Below are 18,396 nucleotides of genomic sequence, written 5' to 3'. Positions count from 1 at the left end.
AGTTCGCGGATGATCTGCCACATGTTGTGGCGGGAGCGCGGGTCGAGGCCGGTGGTCGGCTCGTCGAGGAAGATGATCCGCGGGTTCCCGACCAGTGTCATCGCGATGTCCAGGCGCCGTTTCATGCCGCCGGAGTAGGTGGACGCCGGCTTCTTCGCGGCCTCGACGAGGTCGAAGCGCTCCAGCAGTTCGGCGGTGACCTTGCGTCCTTCGTGCTTGGACAGGTGGTGCAGGTCCGCCATGAGGAGCATGTTCTCCTCACCGGTGATCAGTCCGTCGACCGCGGAGAACTGACCGGTCACACCGATCGCCGCACGTACTCCGTGCGGTGACGCGGCGACGTCGTGGCCCGCGACCTGTGCCCGTCCGCCGTCGGCGCCGATGAGGGTGGACAGGATCTTCACGACGGTGGTCTTGCCGGCGCCGTTCGGCCCGAGCAGGGCGAACACGGACCCGGCCGGGATGTACAGATCGACGCCGTCGAGGACGGTCTTGTCGCCGTACGACTTGCGCAGGCCGACCGCGGAGACGGCGGCGGGCGGTGGGGCGTGACCCTCACGCCTGGACGTGGGCATGACAGAAGAAGGCATGTGGTCCTCCCGTTCGAAGGCTGGAGCGGCTGCGGGAATGGGGGAGTGGGGGAGTGGGGGAGTGGGCCGGCGCCGGTTCGCGCGGGGTCAGTCCTTGGCGCGGCGGACGTCGATGTTGCCGTACCGGGTGCGGGCGCGGACGTGGACGGTGTCCTCGGTCTCGTCGGGGCCCTCGGACGGAGCGAGTGAGTTGCGGACCTGTCCGACGCCCGAACTGGCGTCGAGCCAGGCGGCCGTCCCCTCGCGGACTCCGACCTCGATGGAACCGTAGGAGGTCTCCAACTGGACGGTTCCACGGGACACTTCGCCCACGCGCAGGGTGCCGTGGGCGGTCGTGGCGGTCACCGGGCCACCGGCACGCCGGATCTCGATGTCGCCGTTGGCGCCGCTCACGCGCAGCTCGCCGGTCGCGGTGCCGACGGTCGTGCTGCCGTGCGAGTTCTTGAGGACCGCGGAACCGTCGAGGACGCCGACGCGCAGGCTGCCGGAGCTGGTGGTGATCTCGGCGGCGCCCTCGATCCGGTCCACGCTGATGGAGCCGTGCGACGCGACCAGCTTCAGCGGGCCGGTCGTGTCGAGGCGGACGTCGCCGCTGGAGGTCTTCACGCGGACTGTGCCGAGCCGGCCCTCGCCGACGACCTGGGCCCAGGCGCCGGTCACGTCGATGCTCGAACCCGTCGGCAGTTCGACCGTGACGTCGACGCTGCCGATGCGCCCGAGGCCGAGCAGATTGGACTTGGGTGTCCTGACGGTCAGTTCGCCGTTCGCGTACGAGACCTCGGTCTGGTCGGCCGTCCGCACGTCCCGGTCCTTCTTCGGGTCGCGGGGCCGCACCTCGACGACGGTGTCGGGGCGGTCGGTCGCGGTGAACTGGATGGAACCGGCCTCCACGTGCGCCGTGGCCGAGACCGGTTCGGGAGTGTCGTAAGAAGGCATGGCTGTCCCGTCCTCTTGGGTCTACAGGACGTCCCCGCTGGTGGGACGTGGTGTGGGTGAAAGGTCTGGGTGAGGGCCCGGCAGGCCCGGCAGGCCGGGCCTGCTAGCGCACCCAGCCCGTGAAGCTCTGTCCGACGGTGCGGCTCTTCTCCGTCGCGCGCGGCCGGGCGCCGCCCTCGACCGCGGCCGACACGGCTCGCACCAGCCACGCGTTGACCGACAGGCCCTCGCGGCTCGCGCTCTCCTCGGCGCGCGCCTTGAGATGGGCCGGCAGGCGCAGGTTGATGCGGGCGGTGCCGCCCTCGTCGCCGTCGGAGACCGCCGGTGCCACGGGCGGTTCGACGGGCGGGGCGGTGGCTTCGACGGGGCCGCTGTCGGCGGGCGGCAGCGTCACGACGAAGTCGGGGTCGAGCCCGCGCAGCCGTACGTCGACCGAGCCGGGGGCGAGTTCACGGGTGATCTCGTCCATCGCGGCGGACAGCACGTTGAGCATGGTCAGACGGGTCGCCGACTCCAGGGGGGCGGTGAGCCGCTCTGCCAGCTCGCGGGCTGCGTCGCCGCCGGCTTCGGCGGCCACTGCGAGTTCGCGGCGGAGGTTGTTGACATACGGCGTGAGATCCATGACACCAGTATGGTGCCACTATGGCGCCATGCGCAAACATCGCAGGGGTTGTTTCGCGTCGACGGACGCCGAAATCGCCCTGACCAGCAGAAACGTGCGCATGCCCATCGCGGCTGTCATGGTGCCATACGTGTTCGCGTGGCTCCCGGAATGGCGATTGGTGTCACCTGGCGCCATGCGGTGCCATGTAGTGCCACGTGGCGCCACGGATAAATGCCTCGACACGGGTCTCATGATCGGGAACGCTTCGCGCGATGACCAGAACCGATGACACACCGCCCGCGTGGGACGAGCGCACGCAGCTCACCACGTTCCTCGACTACGCACGCGACACCGCCCGCGCCAAGTGCGACGGCGTCTCCGCCGGCGACGCGTGCAAGTCGCTCCTGCCCGGCTCGCCGCTCATGACCGTGAGCGGGTTGATCAACCACCTCCGCTGGGTCGAGTACTTCTGGTTCCAGGTGATCTTCCTCGGTGAGGAGGACCAGGGTCCCTGGACCGAGGAGGACCCCGACCGCGAGATGCGCGTCGCCGTGGACTTCCCGCTCGCGCGGTTGCTCGACGAGTACGCCGAACAGAGCGCCCGCTACCGCGAGCTGGTCGCCGGGCGCGCGCTGGACGAGAAGGCGCAGCGAGCCGTCCGCGGCGGCCTCCACGTGGACCTGCGCTGGATCCTCCTCCACCTCACCGAGGAGACGGCCCGCCACAACGGCCACCTCGACATCCTGCGCGAGATGCTCGACGGCGCGACCGGCTCGTAGGCCGCGCGGGCCGGTGCCTTCACTCGCACCCATTGCAACGGGTCATTGCATTCAAATTCAATCCATTGCATCGATTTACCTGCATTGACCTGCGAAAACATCTCTCGACTAATTGACCGAATCCTGAATGCAACGTAGCTTTCCGATCGAGTCAAACACGTGCTGTCGCGAGATGAGGAATGGTCATGAGTGAATCCGTCCACACCGTCACGACGATGCCGACGGAGCGCCGGCCCGGCTGTCCGTTCGACCCGCCGGCCGAACTGGTCGACGCCCGTCGGCACGGCCCCATCAGCCGCTACACCCACCCCGGCGGCAAGCCGGGCTGGCTGGTCACCGGATACGACCTGGTCAGGTCGATCCTGGCCGACCCGCGGTTCAGCTCGCGCAAAGAGCTCCTGAACGTGGTCGACTTCGAGATACCCCCCGCCCCGCCCGGCGAATTCCTGCTCATGGACGAACCGCAGCACGGGCGCTACCGCAAGCCGCTGGTGGGCAAGTTCACCGCGCGTCGGATGCGACTGCTCACCGAACGCATCGAGCAGATCACCGCCGACTGCCTGGACGCCATGGAGCAGGCCGGGCCGGAGGCCGACCTGGTGACCGCGTTCGCCAAGCCCATCCCCACCATCGTCATCTGCGAACTGCTGGGGGTGCCGTACGAGGACCGGGCCTCCTTCCAGGAGCAGATCGACAAGTTCATGAACGGGGAGACGAACGACGAGGACCTGCTGGCCGCCTACACGGCGACCCAGGAGTACCTCGCGCGCCTGGTCGCCGCCAAACGCGCGAACCCCACCGACGACGTGCTCAGCGAACTCACCGACGGCGACCTGACCGACGAGGAGCTGAAGGGGATCGCCCTGATCCTGCTCGCGGCCGGTTTCGACACCACCGCGAACATGCTGTCCCTCGGGGTCTTCGCACTGCTGCAGAACCCGGAGCAACTGGCCGCGCTGCGCGACGATCCCAAGCTCATCGACCCGGCCGTGGAGGAACTGCTGCGGTACCTGAGCGTCGCCAAGTCCTTCATGAGGACGGCGCTGGAGGACGTCGAGGTCGGCGGCCAGACCATCGAGGCCGGCACCACGGTCGTCCTGTCGTACAACACCGCCAACCGCGACCCCGAGCGGTTCGCCGAGCCCCACGCACTCGACCTGCGGAGGGAGGACGGCGGACACCTGGCCTTCGGCCACGGGATCCACCTGTGCCTGGGCGCGCAGCTGGCCCGCATCGAAATGCGGGTCGCCCTCACCGCGCTGCTCGGCCGCTTCCCCACGCTGCGCCTCGCCGTACCGGCCGAGGAAGTCGCCCTGCGCCCGGAAACCGCGGACATCTACGGGGTGAAGAGCCTCCCGGTCGCCTGGGACGTGTGACGCGGGGCCGGCAGCCCCGTCAGTACACGAGCTTGTACGTCACGTCCTTGGGGACGGGGGCGGGCGAGGTGTCCGTATACACGAGCCGGATCGTGGCGTAGCGCTGGAGGCCGGGGTTCTCCGGCCAGACCTGCGGATTGCTCAGGGTCACCGACACCGGGTAGGGGCGGAAACGGCCGGCGGCGCAGTACGGGCGGCAGTCGTTCACCATGTCGACGCCGGTCGCGGTCGCGGTCTTCGCGCCCCAGCTGTCCCAGCGCAGTCCGACGAGGCGGTTGTTCCCGTCCCCGCAGGCCAGGAGGTACTCCTCGGGGCGGATCTGCGGCTGGGAGGAACAGTCGACGACCACGACCGGCGCCGCCGGATCCGCCGGGCGGCCGGTTGCCGGGGCGGCGGAGTACGCGGAGACCGGGATCATGGCGGCGGCCAGCGCCGCCGTCGTGCACAGCAGGGTGGCCGTCCGCGTCCTGCGCCTGGACGTGCGTGCGGGGCGGTGGGCTGCGGATGCGTTCACGGAAGTCATTCCTCCCCGCCGTCGGTGTTGCGGCCCTCCCAGCTTCCCTCATCCCCGTGGACCCCGCACCCGCTGGGAACCCGGGGCCCGCCGGCGCGGGGCGGCACGGGGACCGCCCGCGCTCCGGCCCGGGAGCCCGTCCCTTAGGGTGGCCACCGCGTGGACCGTGCACCGCCGGTCCGCAAGTGAGCAGGGGGGACGGGGGAGTTGGTGGAGGTTCTGCTGCCCGGCGACCCGCCGGAGATCGGGGGGTACCGCCTGCTGGCGCGCCTCGGCTCGGGAGGCATGGGCGAGGTGTTCCTGGCCCGGACGGCATCAGGGCGGGCCCTGGCGCTGAAGACCGTGCACCGGGAACTGGGCGTGGAGCCCGACTTCGCCGACCGGTTCGCCCGCGAGATAGCCACCAACGACCGTGTGCGCGGTCCGTGGACGGTCTCCGTGGTGGACTTCAGTCCGCCGGGAGCATCGCCGCAGTGGCTGGCGACGGAGTACGTCGCCGCGCCCACGCTGGGGGACTGGGTGCACCGGTACGGCCCCCTTCCCGCGCCCGCCGTGGAGCGCCTGGCCCGGGAACTGGCGGCCGCGCTGGTCACCGTACGGGCGACCGGGGTGGTCCACCGCGACATCAAGCCGGCCAACGTACTGCTCGGGCCGGAGCGGCCCTTCCTCATCGACTTCGGCATCGCCCGGGCGGTGCGCGACCCGCGCCACACACAGACGGGCGCGGTCATCGGCACTCCCGGCTACCTTTCGCCCGAGCAGGCGACAGGCGCCGTGGCGTCGGCGCCGGCGGACGTCTTCTCCCTGGCCGCCGTCCTCGTGTACGCGGCCACCGGCCGCGGTCCGTTCCCGGCGCACGGCGAGGACGTGGGCCTGCCGGCCCTCCTGTACCGGATCGTTCACGACGAGCCCGTCCTCGACGGCGTGCCGCAGAGGCTGCTTCCGCTGCTGAGCCGGTGCCTGGAGAAGGATCCGGAGCGGCGGCCGACGGCCGAGGAGGTACGGGCGAGCCTCGGCGAACCGGCGGAAGAGGAGGAGTGGACCGGCGTGATGCCGGCGGCGCTGGTGGCGGACGTCGGCCGCCGGGAGGCCGAACTGCGGCAACTCCTGGCCGCGTCGCAGCCGTCCGCCCAGACCTCGGCCGGGTCCGGCGCCCCACCGGTCCCCCCGGCCGCCCTCCCGCTCCCGCCCCCGCCGCAGTCCCCGCCCGGGCCGGCGGCCTTCGGGTCCGCGCTCCCGTCCACCGCGCCCGCCTCCGCGCGGGCGGTAGGCGGCCCGGCCTCCCGCCGGTCCCTGCTGATGGGGGCGGCCGGCGGCGCCGTGGTCCTCGCCGCGGTCGTCGTGCTCGCGGTCCGGTACGGGGGAGGGGGCGCCGGCGGCGGGGCGACACCGTCCGCCACGCCGCCCGCCACGACGTCGTCCGCGCAGCCGTCCTCCGCGGTGGCGCTGCCGCAGTCATGGGTCGGCACCTGGTCCGGCACCGGGCCCGGGACGCCGGAGGCGGACGGCATCTCCCGTGCGCGGACGGGGCGGTTCGACGTCACCGTCACCCTGCGCGCGGGGGCGGTGGGCGAACTCGTGGGCCGGCAGGTCAGCGACGTCAAGGAGGTCTCCACGGGCCGGAACCTGGGATGCACGGAGGCCCTCGAACTGCGCCAGGTCGGCCGCGACACCGCGGTCTTCGCGGCGGTGACCAGCCACCCGACCGACCGCGGGGCCACCTTCGACTGCCCCCAGGGCAATCTCTACGTACTGAGCCTGGCGGAACCGGACCGCCTGGCCCTCGAGTCGGAGGGAGCGCAGTCGGTCGGCGCCCCCTCCTCCCTGACCCGCCACCCCTGAACCACGGCCCGCCCCCCCCGGGGGACCGCCAACGGAATATCGCGTTGCCTTCCTAGGGCCCCTAGGTAGAAACTAGGGGTCCTAGGATCACGGGGAGGGCGCATGGCGCGGGCAGGGCTGACGGCGGAACGGGTGACGATCGCGGGCGCCGAACTGGCGGACGAGGTCGGACTCGACCAGGTGACCATGTCGCAGGTGGCGCGCCGGCTCGGCGTGAAGGACGCGAGCCTCTACGCGCACGTCCGCGGCCTGGAGGACCTGCGCGGACGGATCGCCCTGCTGGCGGCGGACGAGAAGACCATCCGCATCGCCGAGGCGACCTCCGGGCTGGCGGGGAAGGACGCGCTGGTCGCGTATGCCGACGCCTGGCGGGAGTACGCCCACGCGCATCCGGGCCGCTACACGGCGACGCAGACCCCGATCCGGATCGATCCCGCGCTCGCGGCCGACGCCCCCGGACCGCGGCGGGCGGTCGAGCTGACCTACGGCATGCTGCGCGGCTACGGACTCGCCGAGCCCGACCTGACCGACGCCGTCCGGTTGCTCCGCAGCACGTTCCACGGGTTCGTCGCCCTGGAGGCCGCGGGCGGCTTCGCGCACGAGCGCACGCCCCAGCAGACCTGGGTCCGCGCCCTCGACGCCCTGCACGCCCTCCTCGAACACTGGCCCCCGTCCCGAGAAGGAGACTCCGCATGACCTCCCCGACCACCGGACGCCTGCGCGTCGACGGCGCGACCCTCCACTACGAAGTGCGCGGCGACGGCCCGCTGCTGCTGCTGATCCCCGGAGGTTCGGGTGGCGCGGCCTCCTTCGACGCGATCGCCGACGACCTGGCCGCCGAGCACACCGTCGCGACCTACGACCCGCGCGGCATGTCCGACAGCACGCTGGACGACCCCGAGGCCGAACAGCGCGTGGCCCAACACGCCGACGACGCCCTGCGGATACTGGACTTGCTGTCGCCCGGCCGACCCGCGCGCGTGTTCGGCTCCAGCTCGGGCGCGATCGCCGCCCTGCACCTGCTCGCCACCCACCCCGAACGCGTCGAACTGCTCGTGGCACACGAGCCGCCGGTCGTGGAAGTCCTCGCGGACGCGGCCGAACACCGGGCGCTCATCGCGCGCGTACGGGCGACGTTCCAGGCGGAGGGGCTCATGCCCGCGATGGCCGTGTTCGCCGAAGGCCTGAAGAAGGACGGTGACACCGCCGCCCGGCCGAAGGCCGAGGTCAGCCTGCCGCCGCAGGCGGCGGCCCGGGCCGAGCGGACGATGGCCAACCTGCCCTTCTTCGTCGGTCGCATCGTGCCGGCCTTCATGTCCTACGCCCCGGACGTCGACCGGTTGGCGGCACTGTCGGACCGGCTGGTGCTCGCCTGCGGCCGGGACTCGCGCGGCGAACTGCCCTACCGCCCGGCCGCGTTGCTGGCCGAGCGGCTCGGCAGCGAACTCCTCCACTTCCCCGGCGGGCACACCGGCCTGACCACGCACCCGGCCGAGTTCGGCGAGCTCCTGGGGAAGGTGCTCAGCCCGCGATGACCGCGTCCCACCGGTCGCGGGTCGGGCCGTCGTACGTCGGCGAGAAGTCGGGGCGGGCAGCCAGCCAGGCCGTGACGCGCCCGTCCACTTCGTCCGCGCCGTAGGCGTCGTCGGCTGGCCGCAGGAGGTGGCGCACCTGGGCCCGGGCCCGCATGACGACCGGGTCCTCGAAGGCACAGACGCCCCGCGCGGCAGCCCGCCGGTCCGAGGGCGGTGTGCTCTCGGCGAGGCGTCGTCCGGCGGCGTGATCGGCTTTCACCTGCGCGTCGAACCACGGGCGCAGGGCCCCCGCGGCCCAGGAGTGGTAGTCGGCGGGGTCCGCGACGATCTCGTCGACATGGGTGGCGAGGCGCTGGGCGGCGTGCAGGCCGAGGGCCACGCCGTGGCCGAGCGTGGGATTGGTGTGAACGAGGCTGTCCCCGGCGTTGACCAGGCCGGCGACCACAGGACCGTCATCGTCGGTGAGGGAGGTCCAGCGGTTGTCCAGGCCGGCCATCGCCAGGACGGCCGACCGCGGTTCGGGGTCCAGGTCGAGCCAGGCGGCGGTGGCGGGGAAGAGGCGGGCGGCGGCCTCGAACACCGCGGGATCGGTGAGCGCGCCGCGGGTCGGATCACCCGTGGAGAGCACGAGGTGCAGGGCGAAGGTGTCGTTGTCGGAAGGAAAGACGCCGGCGAGCGCGTAGGGCGCGTCCGAACCGGTCTTCACCCGCCCCGGGTCACGCGGACCGTCGGCGCGCAGACGGTACCAGCGGCACAGGTACGCGATCCCGGTGCGGTGGCTCTCGATCACGGGTGGGCGGCAGCCGGCCGCGGTGAGCCAGGCCGGCACCGGCGAGCGCCGCCCCGACGCGTCGACGACGAGCTCCGCCGGGTGCGTCTCCCCGCCCACCCGCACGCCGGTGACCCGGGGAGGGCGCCCGTCCTCGAAAGCGAGGCCGCTCACCCGGGAGCCGCGACGCACGTCGACGGAGGCTTCCCGCCGCACGGCCGCCGTCAAGGCGGCCTCCAGCACGATCCGGCGGGTGCGGAGGGTCACCAGGTCCTCGTCGCCCGCCCGGTACGAAGGGTGCTCGCCGAACCAGTCGAAGTCGTGGTACTCCCGGGCCCCGCGCGCCAGCAGGTCCGCGTACACATCGGGGGCCTCGGCGCGCAGCACGGTGCGGACGGGCGCGAGGAAGGAATGCGGCTGCACGGCCTGCGGGACCCGGGGCCGCTTCCAGTCGTGGAAGTCCTCGTCCAGGTGGTCTCCGGCCTCCCGCGCGTCCTGTTCGAACAACGTGACCGTATGGCCCCGTCGGCCGAGCATGAGCGCCGTAGCCAGCCCGCTGATACCGCTACCGATGATCGCAACCCGCGCCACTCGAACTCCTCTTCGCGTCGTGTTGCGGGCCGAGCCTACCGCCTGGTGATCTCCGGTCGACAACCGGCTACCGGCAACGGACGCCCGATAACCGGTCAGTTGGGCCGTCGGCCCTCCCAGGCCCGCCCGTTCCTGGCACCATCGGCACCACCGGACAAGGGGGGTCCCATGCGTACGCACGCCCGATTGCTCACCGCCGTCACCGTGGCCACGATCGCCACCGGAGCGCTGCTCACCGGGTGCGGTTCGAGCCCGTCCGAAGACCTGAAGGACTGGTGGTCCTCGGGCGGCGAGGGCGGCATCAAGGCACTCGCCGACACCTCGGGCCGGGTCAACGACGTGAGCGTGCGCCCGACGGACACCTGGGGCCCGGCCTGCCAGGAACTGCTGGCGGCGGTGGCGAAGGCCAAGAAGCAGGGCGCTCCGCCGAGCGACAACGCCCGGGGTTTCTGGACGGAAGCCATGACCGCCTTCGAGCACGGAGGCAACGAGTGCGTCGACGGGGCCGGGAAGAAGGACTCGCCCCGGGCCTCCGAAGGCATCCGAGAGGTACAGACGGGCATCAACCGGCTCGCCTCCACCACCTCCATGATCAGGAACGATCTGAAGGCCAAGTGACCCCGCGGCATCAGCGCCGCGGGGACAGCGACTCCCTGAACACCCGCGCGGATTCCGGGTTCTCGCCGCACTGCCACACGCCGTGCGGGCAGTAGTCGGTGATGCTGTGGTACAGCGGTTCGTGCTCGGCGATCCATGCCAGCATGCGCCGCACGTACTCGGGGTTGTCGCCGTTGCGGAACAGCCCCCACTCGGGGTACGAGATCCGCTTGCGGTGCGCCTTCGCGAAGTCGACCTGCTCCTGGAGCCCGAGCGGCTGGCGGACCTGGTCGTCGAAGTCGTCGCCCGGCGGCTGGTCGTAGCTGTCCATGCCGACGACGTCGACCACGTCGTCGCCCGGGTAGCAGCGGGTCCACGCGATCGCGTCGCCGCCGCGGTTGGGGGCGAAGTCGAAACGGAACCGCTGCCCCCGCACCGAGCGCATGGCACCGACGATGCGGCGCCAGTACCGCTTCCAGCTGTCGGGGTCGGGCCGGCAGCGGTGGGTGTAGTTGAAGCCGTTCATCTCCCAGCCGAGCACGACCACCGTGTCCGGCACCCCGAGCGCGACCAGACGCTCGCCCAGCCGCCGGAAGTGGTGGTCGTAGTCGCCCCGCGCGCCGGAACGGATCAGCCCGGCCACCTGGTCGTCGGGGACACCCGCCTCGTTGCGCTCCAGCATCGGCACGTTCAGGACGAACAGCCGGTCGGCCCGCGCCCTGCGCCACTGCGCCCAGGTGCGCAGCGAATCGGGCGCCCCCTCGATGTTGGCCCAGGTGTCGCCGGGCAGGTAGGTGTGCCCGGCGCGCAGCTCCGTACCCCCGAGCCAGCGCGAGAACTCCCGCATCCTCTCGACGCCGGGCGAGCCGTAGTGGAGGTAGGCACCCACCGCGATCTCGGTGCCCGGACTGCCGCCCGAACCCTCCCGAGGCCGCGTCGCGTGGCACCCGGTCAAGAGCAGGCCGACGGCGATGGTGCTCGTACAGGCGCGCACCAGCCGGCGGCCCAGACGGGACATGGTGCCTCCACACGCTTCGCGGACCGATGTTCCTGCCGCGACGTTAGCCGGCCCGCCCGTCCCCGGCCCGTCCGGTGCCCCCGTACTGGGCCGTTCGCGGCAGCCGGCCGCCCCGCCTTGGCCCGGTCGGGCGAAGCCCGCCACGAGCCCCGCTGCGGGCCCCGCCACGAGACCGCCGTGGCCGGGGTCAGAACCAGTGCAGGCAGTGCGGGGAGCGCTCGGTGCGGAACAGGGCGTCGGCGAGGGCGGCCGCGCCCGGGTGGTGGGCCCTGATGTGCCCGGCGCGCACGAGGGTGCTCGGGGCGGTGCCGCCGAGGTAGACCGAGGCCAGGTCGCTCACGTCCAGGGACAGGTCGGGCTTCCGGTCCGTCGGGACGCAGTCGGCCTTGCCGTCGCGGACGGTCAGCAGGTGGCGGCCGCGCTCGCCGAGGAACCGGTCCTCGACGTCGAGCACGATCTCGCCGTCCGCGAACCAGCCGCGCGCGGTCAGCGCGCCGGGAACGTCCAGCAGCCGCACCCAGAGCCAGTCGCCGACTCCCGTCACCTCGCCGCCCCGGAAGTCCTCGAACCGCCAACGCAGCGGATGATCGGTCGGGACGTGCTTGAAGGAGACCTGGTGGACGAGGTCGTGCTCCAGCAGGAACCGGGCCAGGGCCGTGTGGACGGCGTCGTCGACGGCGATGGTCTCGTCCACCTTCATGGTCCTCGACGCCCCGGGCTCGATCGTGTAGCTGGCGTACCCGTCCGGGACGCCGTCGGCGTCCCGGTGGATCGCGACGTAACGCGGCGCGGGGGAGATCGGGGGCTGTCCCGCGCGCAGGGACCACCAGCGGTGCGGGCGGGACAACGCGCCGGGTTGTGAGCGGCGGTACCGGTCGTAGACCTCTTCGAGGACCTCTGCGCAGTCGGCACTGCGCACCACCTCGACCGAACCGGTCGCCGCGCCCGCGTCCCGGTCGCCCTGCCCCGCGCCCGCCCGGGGAAGGGCGAGGGCCGACCGGTGGCGCGGCACCGTCAGCCCCGCCGTGTACGTCGCCGGTCCGTAGCCGAACCTGCGGTAGATCAGTGCCTCGGAGGCCAGCAGCACGGAGAGGAACTCCCCGCGGGCGCGCAGCTCGGCGAGCTGATGCCGCATCACTGCGCTGAGTACGCCCTGGCGCCGGTGGGAGGGCAGGACGCCGACGGCGGTGACCCCGGAGACCGGTACGAGGTTCCCACCGGGCAGGGTGAGCTCGAAGGGGTACGCACCGGCGGTGCCGACGGGCTTCCCGTCCTCCGTCACGGCGAACAGGCACCGGTCCATTTCGAGCGCCGACCACCAGTGCCCGCCGCCGTCGACCGGGGTTTCCGGGAAGAGTCCGAACGCGGCGAGCATCGTGCCGACGAAGACGTCGAAGTCCTGGTCGGTCGTGTTACGGATCTCCATCTGCGCGGCCGCCGCCTTCCCCGTATGCCGACACCACCGTTCGCGATGCCCCGCCACAGTCCAACCCCGGCCAAAGTCAGGGTCAAGCGAATTACCCGACGGCGGGCAGTTCGACGCGGACGGTGAGGCCGCCGCCGGTGCGGGGGGTCGCGGTGACCTCGCCGTGGTGCTGCGCGGTGATCGCGCGGACCACGGCCAGGCCCAGCCCGGACCCCTTGCCCCGGCGCCGCGCGCCCCGACGGAACGGCTCGAAGAGGGCGGGGACCTCCGCCGGTTCGACGACCGGTCCGGAGTTGACGACCTCCACGAAGGCCGTCGCGCGGGCCGTACCGGTGGTGATCGTGCCGGTGGTGATGACGGCGGTGCCGCCGGCGTGGTTGTGGCGTACGGCGTTGGCCAGCAGGTTCAGCGCGGTCTGCCGCAGCAGCGCGGGATCGCCCGCGACCGGCGCGGACCCGGCCCGCACGGTGATCCGCACACCTGCCGTACGGGCCTCCTCGGCGAGGTCGTCACCGGCGCCGACGGCGGCGTCCGCGAGGTCGAAGGGCTGAGCCACGAGCTCCTCGCCCTCGGCCCGGGCCAGCGTCAGCAGCGCCCCGATGAGCTGCTCGGTACGGGCGTTGGCCTCCAGCGCGCGGTGCAGGGCGGGCTTCAGCTCCTCCGGGACCCGGCCCCGCGCCAAGGGGATCTCCAGGGCGGTGCGCTGCACCGTCAGGGGAGTGCGCAGCTCGTGCGAGGCGTGGGCGGTGAAATGACGCTGGGCGGTGAAGCTGCGGTCCAGCCGGTCGAGCATGGCGTCGAAGGTGTCGCCGAGTTCGCGCACCTCGTCGTGCGGCCCGGCGAGGGCGAGCCGCTCCTCCAGGGTGCTGCCCGCCCCGATCCGGCGCGCGGCCGCGGTGACCTGGCTCAGCCGGTGCAGGGAGCGGCGGGCCGCCCACCAGGCCAGCAGCGCGGCGAGCGCGGTCAGGGCGGCCAGCAGGAGCGAGGAGCGCAGCAGCAGCTCGGACAGGACCCGGTCCTGGAAGTCGGCGAAGGCCTCGGCGGCGGGAGTGGTCGCCATGGCGGGCATCGAGGCGCCCGGCGGCAGGGGCTCGGGGGTCGACAGGGGCCCGGTCACCGCGGGCTCCAGCACCGACGCGTCGAGCACGAGGTGGCGGTTGCGCTCGATGAGCTGACGCGAGCTCAGCCAGTTCAGGAGGAGCAGAGCCGTACCGAGGACGGCGAAGACCGCGGTGGTGACCAGGGTCAGCCGGGCACGCAGGGGCAGCCGGTGGCGCGCGGCCGGCCGGCGGCTCACAGCCGGTACCCGAAGCCGGTGTCGTGGCTGATCAGCGGCGGTTCGCCCAACTTGCGACGCAGGGAATGGACGGTGACCCGGACGGCGGTCGTCGCCGGGTCCAGTGCGGCGTCCCACAACCGGTCCCGCAGTTCCTCGGTGGCGACGGGCGCCCCGTCCGCCGCGAGCAGCAGTTCCAGTACGCCCAGTTCCCGGGGCGTCAGCTTCAGCGGACGCCCGTCCCGCTCGGCCGCCCTGCGCACGGTGTCCAGGCTGATCCCGCGACGGCTCAGCACGGTGGCGGAGGCGGAGCCGCCGGGCGCGCGGCGGCCCAGGGCGCGCAGCCGGGCGATCAGCTCCAGGTACGAGAACGGCTTGGCCATGTAGTCGTCGGCGCCCTGGCCGAGCCCGTCGACCAGGTCGGAGAGCGTGCCGGCGGCGGTGAGCATCAGGATCCGCGCCGGGTATCCGGCCGTGTTCAGCGCCCGGCAGACGGCGTCCCCGCTGAGCCCGGGCAGGTCCCGGTCCAGGACGAGGACGTCGTACTCGGCGGCGGCCGTCGACTCCAGCGCGCGAGCACCGTCGTGGACGACGTCGCAGACCATGCCCTCGGCCCGCAGCCCGTCGGCGAGCATCTCGGCCAGTTCCGTCTCGTCCTCGACGATGAGTACCCGCATTGCCGCGCCCGTCCCGCTCTCCACTCGTCCCGCCCGGCGGCCGATGCCGGGCGAACCCACAGGTCAAGCATGCCGCGAGGGGCGTTAGCCGGCGGTTAGGCACACGCTCACGGACGGCTCACCGCAGGCTCCGTAGAACTGCTCGACGTCAGCGTCATCGTCGAGAAGCAGCTGGGAGCACACACATGCGCAACCGAACCGGACGGGCCGCCCTGGTGGCCGTCGCCGCGGCAGCGGCACTGGTGTCGAGCGGATGCTCGGCGGGGGACTCCGTGCCGAGGGTCGCCGGGGACGGCGGCTCGGGCCCCCGCTCGGGCAAGCCGCAGGACGACAACGCGGTCCGGCGCGACTGGGTGAACTGCATGCACGGGCAAGGACAGAACGGCGTCCAGCAGGACAAGGACGGCAACATCTACATGCCGGCCACCGGGCTCGGCGGCGACGCCTCCGACCCTGCCGGCTACGAGACGGCCTCGAAGCTCTGCGACGCCAAGGTGCCCGGCATCCACCAGGCGCAGGAGAAGGGGAAGCAGAAGTTCGTCGAGGAGGCGCGCGCCTGGGTCGCGTGCGGCCGGAAGAACGGCTATCCGGACCTCCCCGACCCGGACCCGAAGGACGGCATCGTCGTCATACCGTCGGGCTCCTTCGACGCGGCCAAGTGGGACGCGATACAGCCGGCGTGCAGCAAGCTGCCGATGCCCGGCTACCGGATCGGCGAGTGACCGTGTCGTACTCCGCGGACGAGCCGCACGCCGAAGTCGCCGCCGGCGCGACCGGCGATGCCCCCGCCACCCCCGGCCACCGCCGGCGCCGCCGTCGCCGGATCGTCGTACCGCTCGTGCTGGTGGTGGCGGTCGGAGGGGCCGGCGTGCTCGGCCTGACGCGCCCCTGGGAGACGGGCGGGCCCGCCACCGGGCAGGAGGCACCGCACCACGGCACCGCGGCGGTCGAGCGGGGATCGCTGTCCAGCGGCATCCAGGTCGCCGGGAGCCTCGGCTACGACGCACCCACCTCCGTCGTCGGTGCCGGATCCGGCACCCTCACCGCCCTTCCGGCCGTCGGCGACGTGGTCAAGGCGGGCGGCAGGCTCTACGAGGTGGACGGCCGGCCGGTCGTGCTCATGACGGGGAACCGGCCCCTGTGGCGCGAGCTCGGCCCGGGCGTCCCCGACGGCCCCGACGTACGGCAGCTCAAGGGCAACCTCGTCAAGCTCGGCCACGCCGGCGGGCTGGGGCTCGCCGACGACGAGAAGTTCACGGAGGGCACCGCCACCGCCGTCAAGCGGTGGCAGAAGGCCCTCGGAGTCCGGCAGACCGGGACGGTGGCCCTCGGCAGCGTCGCGATGCTGCCCCGGGCCGTCGTACAGGTGCAGAAACTCGGGGCGCAGCTCGGCTCCGCGCTCGGACCGACCGCGGTCATGACGGTGAGCGGCACCGACCTCGTCGCGGTCGTACAGCCCGCCGACAACCAGGTGTCCCGGTTCAAACCGGACGGCAAGGTGGTGGTCAGGCTCGCCGAAGGCGGCACCGTCACGGGGCGCGTCCGCTCGCTGGTCCGCGGCGGCGCGGGGGAGGGCGGCCCGGGCGGGAGCGGTGCGGGGGCCGGCGGCGAAGGGGGCGGCGCCCCGCAGAAGACCACCGTCACCATCGTCCTCGACAGCCAGGACCCGGTCCGGCAGGCCGGTCCCTCACCCGTGACGGTCAACGTCGTCGGCGACACCGCCGCCGACGCGCTCATCGTCCCCGTCACCGCGCTCCTCGCGCTCAGCGGCGGCGGATACGGCGTCAAGGTCGTCGACGGCCCCGGCACTCGGCTGGTCCCGGTCACCCTGGGACTCGTCGCGGACGCCCGGGCGCAGATCACCGGTGACGTGAAGAGCGGCGACCAGGTGGTGGTCCCCAAGTGACCCGGCGGCCGACCGGGGGCGCGGCCCCGGTACTGGAACTCAGGGGCGTCACCAAGGAGTACCCCGGATCACCGCCGCTGCGCATCCTGCACGGCATCGACCTCACCGTGAGCGCCGGTGAACTCCTCGCGGTCGTCGGCCCGTCCGGTTCGGGGAAGTCCACCCTGCTCGCACTGCTCGGCTCGCTCGACCGGCCGACCGGCGGGCGACTGTACTTCGAGGGCCGCGAACTGTCCGGGCTCCACGACCGGGAGCTGGCCGAGCTGCGGGCGCACCGCATCGGCTTCGTCTTCCAGCAGTTCTTCCTGCTGGCCGGTCTCACCACCGTCGAGAACGTCGCCACCGGGCTGCTCTACGCGGGCGTGCCCGCCGCCCGACGACGCGAAGCCGCCGTCGAGGCGTTGCGCGAGGTGGGCCTCGGGCACCGGCTGCGCCACCGACCCGAACAGCTCTCGGGCGGCGAGAAACAACGCGTGGCCATCGCGCGCGCCCTCGTGGGGCGGCCCGCGCTGCTCCTCGCCGACGAACCGACCGGCGCACTGGACAGCGCCTCCGGCGCGGGCGTCGTGGAACTGCTGCGGACCCTGAACGCCCACGGCACCACCGTCGTCGTGATCACCCACGACCGAGAGCTCGCCGCCTCCTTCCCGCGGCGCATCGGCATCCAGGACGGACGCATCGACTTCGACGAACGCCGACCCGCCACCGCCCCCCATCCCTCCGGAGCCGCCCGATGACCGTCGCGCCACCGCCCTGCGCCCCTTCGCGTCCCCGCCGCTCCCGGCTGCGCCCCGCGGACCTGCTGCGCCTGGGCCTGCTGGGGCCGCGTACGCGCCGATTGCGTTCCGCGCTGTCCGCGCTGGGCATCTGCCTGGGCATCGCCGCCGTGATCGCCGTGACCGGGATCTCCTCGTCCAACCAGGCCCACCTCCTGGCCCGCCTCGACCGGCTCGGCTCCAACCTGATCACCGTCTCCCCGGGCAAGGACATCGACCAACGGCCCGTGCCGCTGCCGGCCACCGCCGAGCGGATGCTCGCGAACATCGCCCCCGTGGAGCGGGTCACCGCGACCGGTGCGACCAAGGCCGAGGTGTACCGCAACGCGCTGGTGCCCAAGGAACAGACCGGCAGCATCAGCGTGTTGGCCGCCCGGCTCAACCTCCTCGACGTACTGCACGCGAGCCTGCTCAGCGGCACCTGGCTGGACCGCGCCTCGGAGAACCTCCCCGTCACGGTCCTCGGCGACCAGGCAGCGGAACGCCTCGGCGTGACCGCGCCCGGCGAACGGGTCTGGCTGGGCGGACAGTCGTACCAGGTCGCGGGCATCGTGGCGGCGAACGAACTGGCCCCGGAGCTCCGCACGGCCGCACTGGTGGGCTGGCCTCAGGCGAGCGCGCACCTCGGCGCGGACGGCACGGCCGCCACCGTCTACCTGCGCTCCCATCCCGAACGCGTGCCGGACGTACAGGCCGTGGCGGCGGCCACCGCGAACCCGGCGGCCCCCGGCAAGGTGGCGGTGAGCCGCCCCTCCGACCTGCTGACGGCGCGCGGCGAGGCGAAGGGCGCGCTGACGGGCCTGGTCCTCGCGCTCGCCGCGGTCGCCCTGCTCGTGGGCGGCGTCGGCATCGCCAACACCATGGTGGTGGGGGTGATGGAGCGCCGAGGGGAGATCGGGCTGCGGCGGGCCCTGGGCGCGAGGGGCGGGCAGATCGCCGCGCAGTTCCTGCTGGAGGCCGTCCTGATGGGCTTCGTCGGAGGCCTCGCCGGACTCGCGGCGGGCGCCCTCACCGTCTACGCCTACGCGCTCGCGCAGGGCTGGCCCGCCTCGATCCCGCCGTACACGCTCGTCGCCGGGCCCGTGGTCTCCGTCCTGGTGGCCGCCCTGGCCGGCATCCACCCGGCGACCCGCGCGGCCCGAGCCTCCCCCACGGAGGCCCTCCGCTCGGCCTGAACAGCGGTT

The 18,396-nt window shown here is 72.9% G+C and carries 18 protein-coding genes and 1 pseudogene; 10 read left to right on the top strand and 9 right to left on the bottom strand.

Going from position 1 to position 18,396, the window contains the following annotated elements; genetic code table 11:
* The 3 genes from ACFYYJ_RS39875 to ACFYYJ_RS39865 form a co-directional block, all read right to left on the bottom strand.
* The coding region (locus ACFYYJ_RS39875; protein WP_389139600.1) for an ABC transporter ATP-binding protein at positions 1-590 on the bottom strand (590 nt) is incomplete at its 3' end.
* Between the two features lie 87 nt (positions 591-677).
* The gene (locus tag ACFYYJ_RS39870; protein ID WP_385132070.1) at positions 678-1,526 is read right to left on the bottom strand and encodes a DUF4097 domain-containing protein; all 849 of its coding nucleotides are present in this window, start codon (positions 1,524-1,526) and stop codon (positions 678-680) included.
* Positions 1,527-1,629: 103 nt separating this feature from the next.
* Entirely contained in the window at positions 1,630-2,148 is a 519-nt protein-coding gene (locus ACFYYJ_RS39865; protein ID WP_385132067.1) for a hypothetical protein, read from the bottom strand.
* Positions 2,149-2,402: 254 nt separating this feature from the next.
* Here ACFYYJ_RS39865 and ACFYYJ_RS39860 point away from each other — a divergent pair, with 254 nt between their 5' ends.
* Positions 2,403-2,909: a DinB family protein gene (locus ACFYYJ_RS39860; protein ID WP_389139597.1), complete on the top strand. Its 507-nt coding sequence runs from the start codon at positions 2,403-2,405 to the stop codon at positions 2,907-2,909.
* 185 nt (positions 2,910-3,094) lie between these two features.
* Positions 3,095-4,285: a cytochrome P450 gene (locus ACFYYJ_RS39855; RefSeq protein ID WP_389139595.1), complete on the top strand. Its 1,191-nt coding sequence runs from the start codon at positions 3,095-3,097 to the stop codon at positions 4,283-4,285.
* A gap of 19 nt (positions 4,286-4,304) precedes the next feature.
* Here ACFYYJ_RS39855 and ACFYYJ_RS39850 read toward each other — a convergent pair whose 3' ends face one another.
* A complete protein-coding gene (locus tag ACFYYJ_RS39850) occupies positions 4,305-4,808 on the bottom strand; it encodes a hypothetical protein (RefSeq protein ID WP_389139593.1) in 504 nt (167 codons plus the stop codon).
* 201 nt (positions 4,809-5,009) lie between these two features.
* Here ACFYYJ_RS39850 and ACFYYJ_RS39845 point away from each other — a divergent pair, with 201 nt between their 5' ends.
* The 3 genes from ACFYYJ_RS39845 (at position 5,010) to ACFYYJ_RS39835 (ending at position 8,176) form a co-directional block, all read left to right on the top strand.
* Entirely contained in the window at positions 5,010-6,641 is a 1,632-nt protein-coding gene (locus ACFYYJ_RS39845) for a serine/threonine-protein kinase (RefSeq protein WP_389139591.1), read from the top strand.
* 102 nt (positions 6,642-6,743) lie between these two features.
* Positions 6,744-7,337, top strand: a complete 594-nt coding sequence (locus tag ACFYYJ_RS39840) for a TetR/AcrR family transcriptional regulator (RefSeq protein ID WP_385367002.1) — start codon at positions 6,744-6,746, stop codon at positions 7,335-7,337.
* Positions 7,334-8,176, top strand: a complete 843-nt coding sequence (locus tag ACFYYJ_RS39835) for an alpha/beta fold hydrolase (RefSeq protein ID WP_389139588.1) — start codon at positions 7,334-7,336, stop codon at positions 8,174-8,176. The genes ACFYYJ_RS39840 and ACFYYJ_RS39835 overlap by 4 nt, the downstream gene beginning before the upstream one ends.
* Here ACFYYJ_RS39835 and ACFYYJ_RS39830 read toward each other — a convergent pair.
* Positions 8,163-9,536 (bottom strand): FAD-dependent oxidoreductase, encoded by a 1,374-nt coding sequence (locus ACFYYJ_RS39830; RefSeq protein WP_389139585.1) that lies wholly within the window; start codon positions 9,534-9,536, stop codon positions 8,163-8,165. The two genes, ACFYYJ_RS39835 and ACFYYJ_RS39830, sit on opposite strands and share 14 nt — an antisense overlap.
* 168 nt (positions 9,537-9,704) lie before the next feature.
* On the opposite strand from ACFYYJ_RS39830, the gene ACFYYJ_RS39825 reads away from it, so the two are divergent.
* On the top strand, positions 9,705-10,154 hold the full coding sequence (locus ACFYYJ_RS39825; protein ID WP_385132047.1) for a hypothetical protein: 450 nt from the start codon (positions 9,705-9,707) through the stop codon (positions 10,152-10,154).
* A gap of 22 nt (positions 10,155-10,176) precedes the next feature.
* Here the strand turns inward: ACFYYJ_RS39825 and ACFYYJ_RS39820 are convergent.
* The 4 genes and pseudogenes from ACFYYJ_RS39820 to ACFYYJ_RS39805 all read right to left on the bottom strand — a co-directional run.
* Positions 10,177-11,151: pseudogene (locus ACFYYJ_RS39820) on the bottom strand (glycosyl hydrolase); the annotation flags it as partial.
* A 187-nt stretch (positions 11,152-11,338) separates the two neighbouring features.
* The gene (locus tag ACFYYJ_RS39815; protein ID WP_389139582.1) at positions 11,339-12,577 is read right to left on the bottom strand and encodes a GNAT family N-acetyltransferase; all 1,239 of its coding nucleotides are present in this window, start codon (positions 12,575-12,577) and stop codon (positions 11,339-11,341) included.
* Between the two features lie 91 nt (positions 12,578-12,668).
* Positions 12,669-13,874, bottom strand: coding sequence for a sensor histidine kinase (locus ACFYYJ_RS39810; protein WP_389139580.1), 1,206 nt, complete (start codon positions 13,872-13,874; stop codon positions 12,669-12,671).
* Positions 13,871-14,530: a response regulator transcription factor gene (locus ACFYYJ_RS39805; protein WP_389139578.1), complete on the bottom strand. Its 660-nt coding sequence runs from the start codon at positions 14,528-14,530 to the stop codon at positions 13,871-13,873. Before ACFYYJ_RS39805 ends, ACFYYJ_RS39810 begins: the two co-directional genes overlap by 4 nt.
* Before the next feature lie 185 nt (positions 14,531-14,715).
* Between ACFYYJ_RS39805 and ACFYYJ_RS39800 the strand changes: the two genes are divergently transcribed.
* Genes ACFYYJ_RS39800 through ACFYYJ_RS39785 form a run of 4 tightly spaced genes read left to right on the top strand, consistent with a single transcriptional unit; the run spans position 14,716 to position 18,387 of the window.
* A complete protein-coding gene (locus ACFYYJ_RS39800; RefSeq protein WP_385366249.1) occupies positions 14,716-15,252 on the top strand; it encodes a hypothetical protein in 537 nt (178 codons plus the stop codon).
* Positions 15,249-16,436 (top strand): peptidoglycan-binding protein, encoded by a 1,188-nt coding sequence (locus tag ACFYYJ_RS39795; protein ID WP_389139576.1) that lies wholly within the window; start codon positions 15,249-15,251, stop codon positions 16,434-16,436. The genes ACFYYJ_RS39800 and ACFYYJ_RS39795 overlap by 4 nt, the downstream gene beginning before the upstream one ends.
* Positions 16,433-17,173 carry an ABC transporter ATP-binding protein gene (locus ACFYYJ_RS39790; RefSeq protein WP_385366251.1) on the top strand — a complete coding sequence of 247 codons (741 nt, stop codon included), beginning with the start codon at positions 16,433-16,435 and terminating at the stop codon, positions 17,171-17,173. The genes ACFYYJ_RS39795 and ACFYYJ_RS39790 overlap by 4 nt, the downstream gene beginning before the upstream one ends.
* Positions 17,170-18,387 carry an ABC transporter permease gene (locus ACFYYJ_RS39785; protein ID WP_385366252.1) on the top strand — a complete coding sequence of 406 codons (1,218 nt, stop codon included), beginning with the start codon at positions 17,170-17,172 and terminating at the stop codon, positions 18,385-18,387. The genes ACFYYJ_RS39790 and ACFYYJ_RS39785 overlap by 4 nt, the downstream gene beginning before the upstream one ends.
* Positions 18,388-18,396: the final 9 nt, after the last annotated feature.

This window comes from Streptomyces sp. NPDC002467 (assembly GCF_042889825.1).
Classification (GTDB): Bacteria; Actinomycetota; Actinomycetes; order Streptomycetales; family Streptomycetaceae; genus Streptomyces.
Note: the sequence above shows the minus strand (reverse complement) of the source record. Positions and strands in the feature narration are given on the sequence as shown.

What these genes read in the sequence shown, in the direction of transcription:
- ACFYYJ_RS39870 (WP_385132070.1), bottom strand. Translation starts at nt 1,526, where the DNA reads ATGCCTTCTTACGACACTCCCGAACCGGTCTCGGCCACGGCGCACGTG.
- ACFYYJ_RS39865 (WP_385132067.1), bottom strand. Translation starts at nt 2,148, where the DNA reads ATGGATCTCACGCCGTATGTCAACAACCTCCGCCGCGAACTCGCAGTG.
- ACFYYJ_RS39860 (WP_389139597.1), top strand. Translation starts at nt 2,403, where the DNA reads ATGACCAGAACCGATGACACACCGCCCGCGTGGGACGAGCGCACGCAG.
- ACFYYJ_RS39855 (WP_389139595.1), top strand. Translation starts at nt 3,095, where the DNA reads ATGAGTGAATCCGTCCACACCGTCACGACGATGCCGACGGAGCGCCGG.
- ACFYYJ_RS39850 (WP_389139593.1), bottom strand. Translation starts at nt 4,808, where the DNA reads ATGACTTCCGTGAACGCATCCGCAGCCCACCGCCCCGCACGCACGTCC.
- ACFYYJ_RS39840 (WP_385367002.1), top strand. Translation starts at nt 6,744, where the DNA reads ATGGCGCGGGCAGGGCTGACGGCGGAACGGGTGACGATCGCGGGCGCC.
- ACFYYJ_RS39835 (WP_389139588.1), top strand. Translation starts at nt 7,334, where the DNA reads ATGACCTCCCCGACCACCGGACGCCTGCGCGTCGACGGCGCGACCCTC.
- ACFYYJ_RS39825 (WP_385132047.1), top strand. Translation starts at nt 9,705, where the DNA reads ATGCGTACGCACGCCCGATTGCTCACCGCCGTCACCGTGGCCACGATC.
- ACFYYJ_RS39815 (WP_389139582.1), bottom strand. Translation starts at nt 12,577, where the DNA reads ATGGAGATCCGTAACACGACCGACCAGGACTTCGACGTCTTCGTCGGC.
- ACFYYJ_RS39805 (WP_389139578.1), bottom strand. Translation starts at nt 14,530, where the DNA reads ATGCGGGTACTCATCGTCGAGGACGAGACGGAACTGGCCGAGATGCTC.
- ACFYYJ_RS39800 (WP_385366249.1), top strand. Translation starts at nt 14,716, where the DNA reads ATGCGCAACCGAACCGGACGGGCCGCCCTGGTGGCCGTCGCCGCGGCA.
- ACFYYJ_RS39785 (WP_385366252.1), top strand. Translation starts at nt 17,170, where the DNA reads ATGACCGTCGCGCCACCGCCCTGCGCCCCTTCGCGTCCCCGCCGCTCC.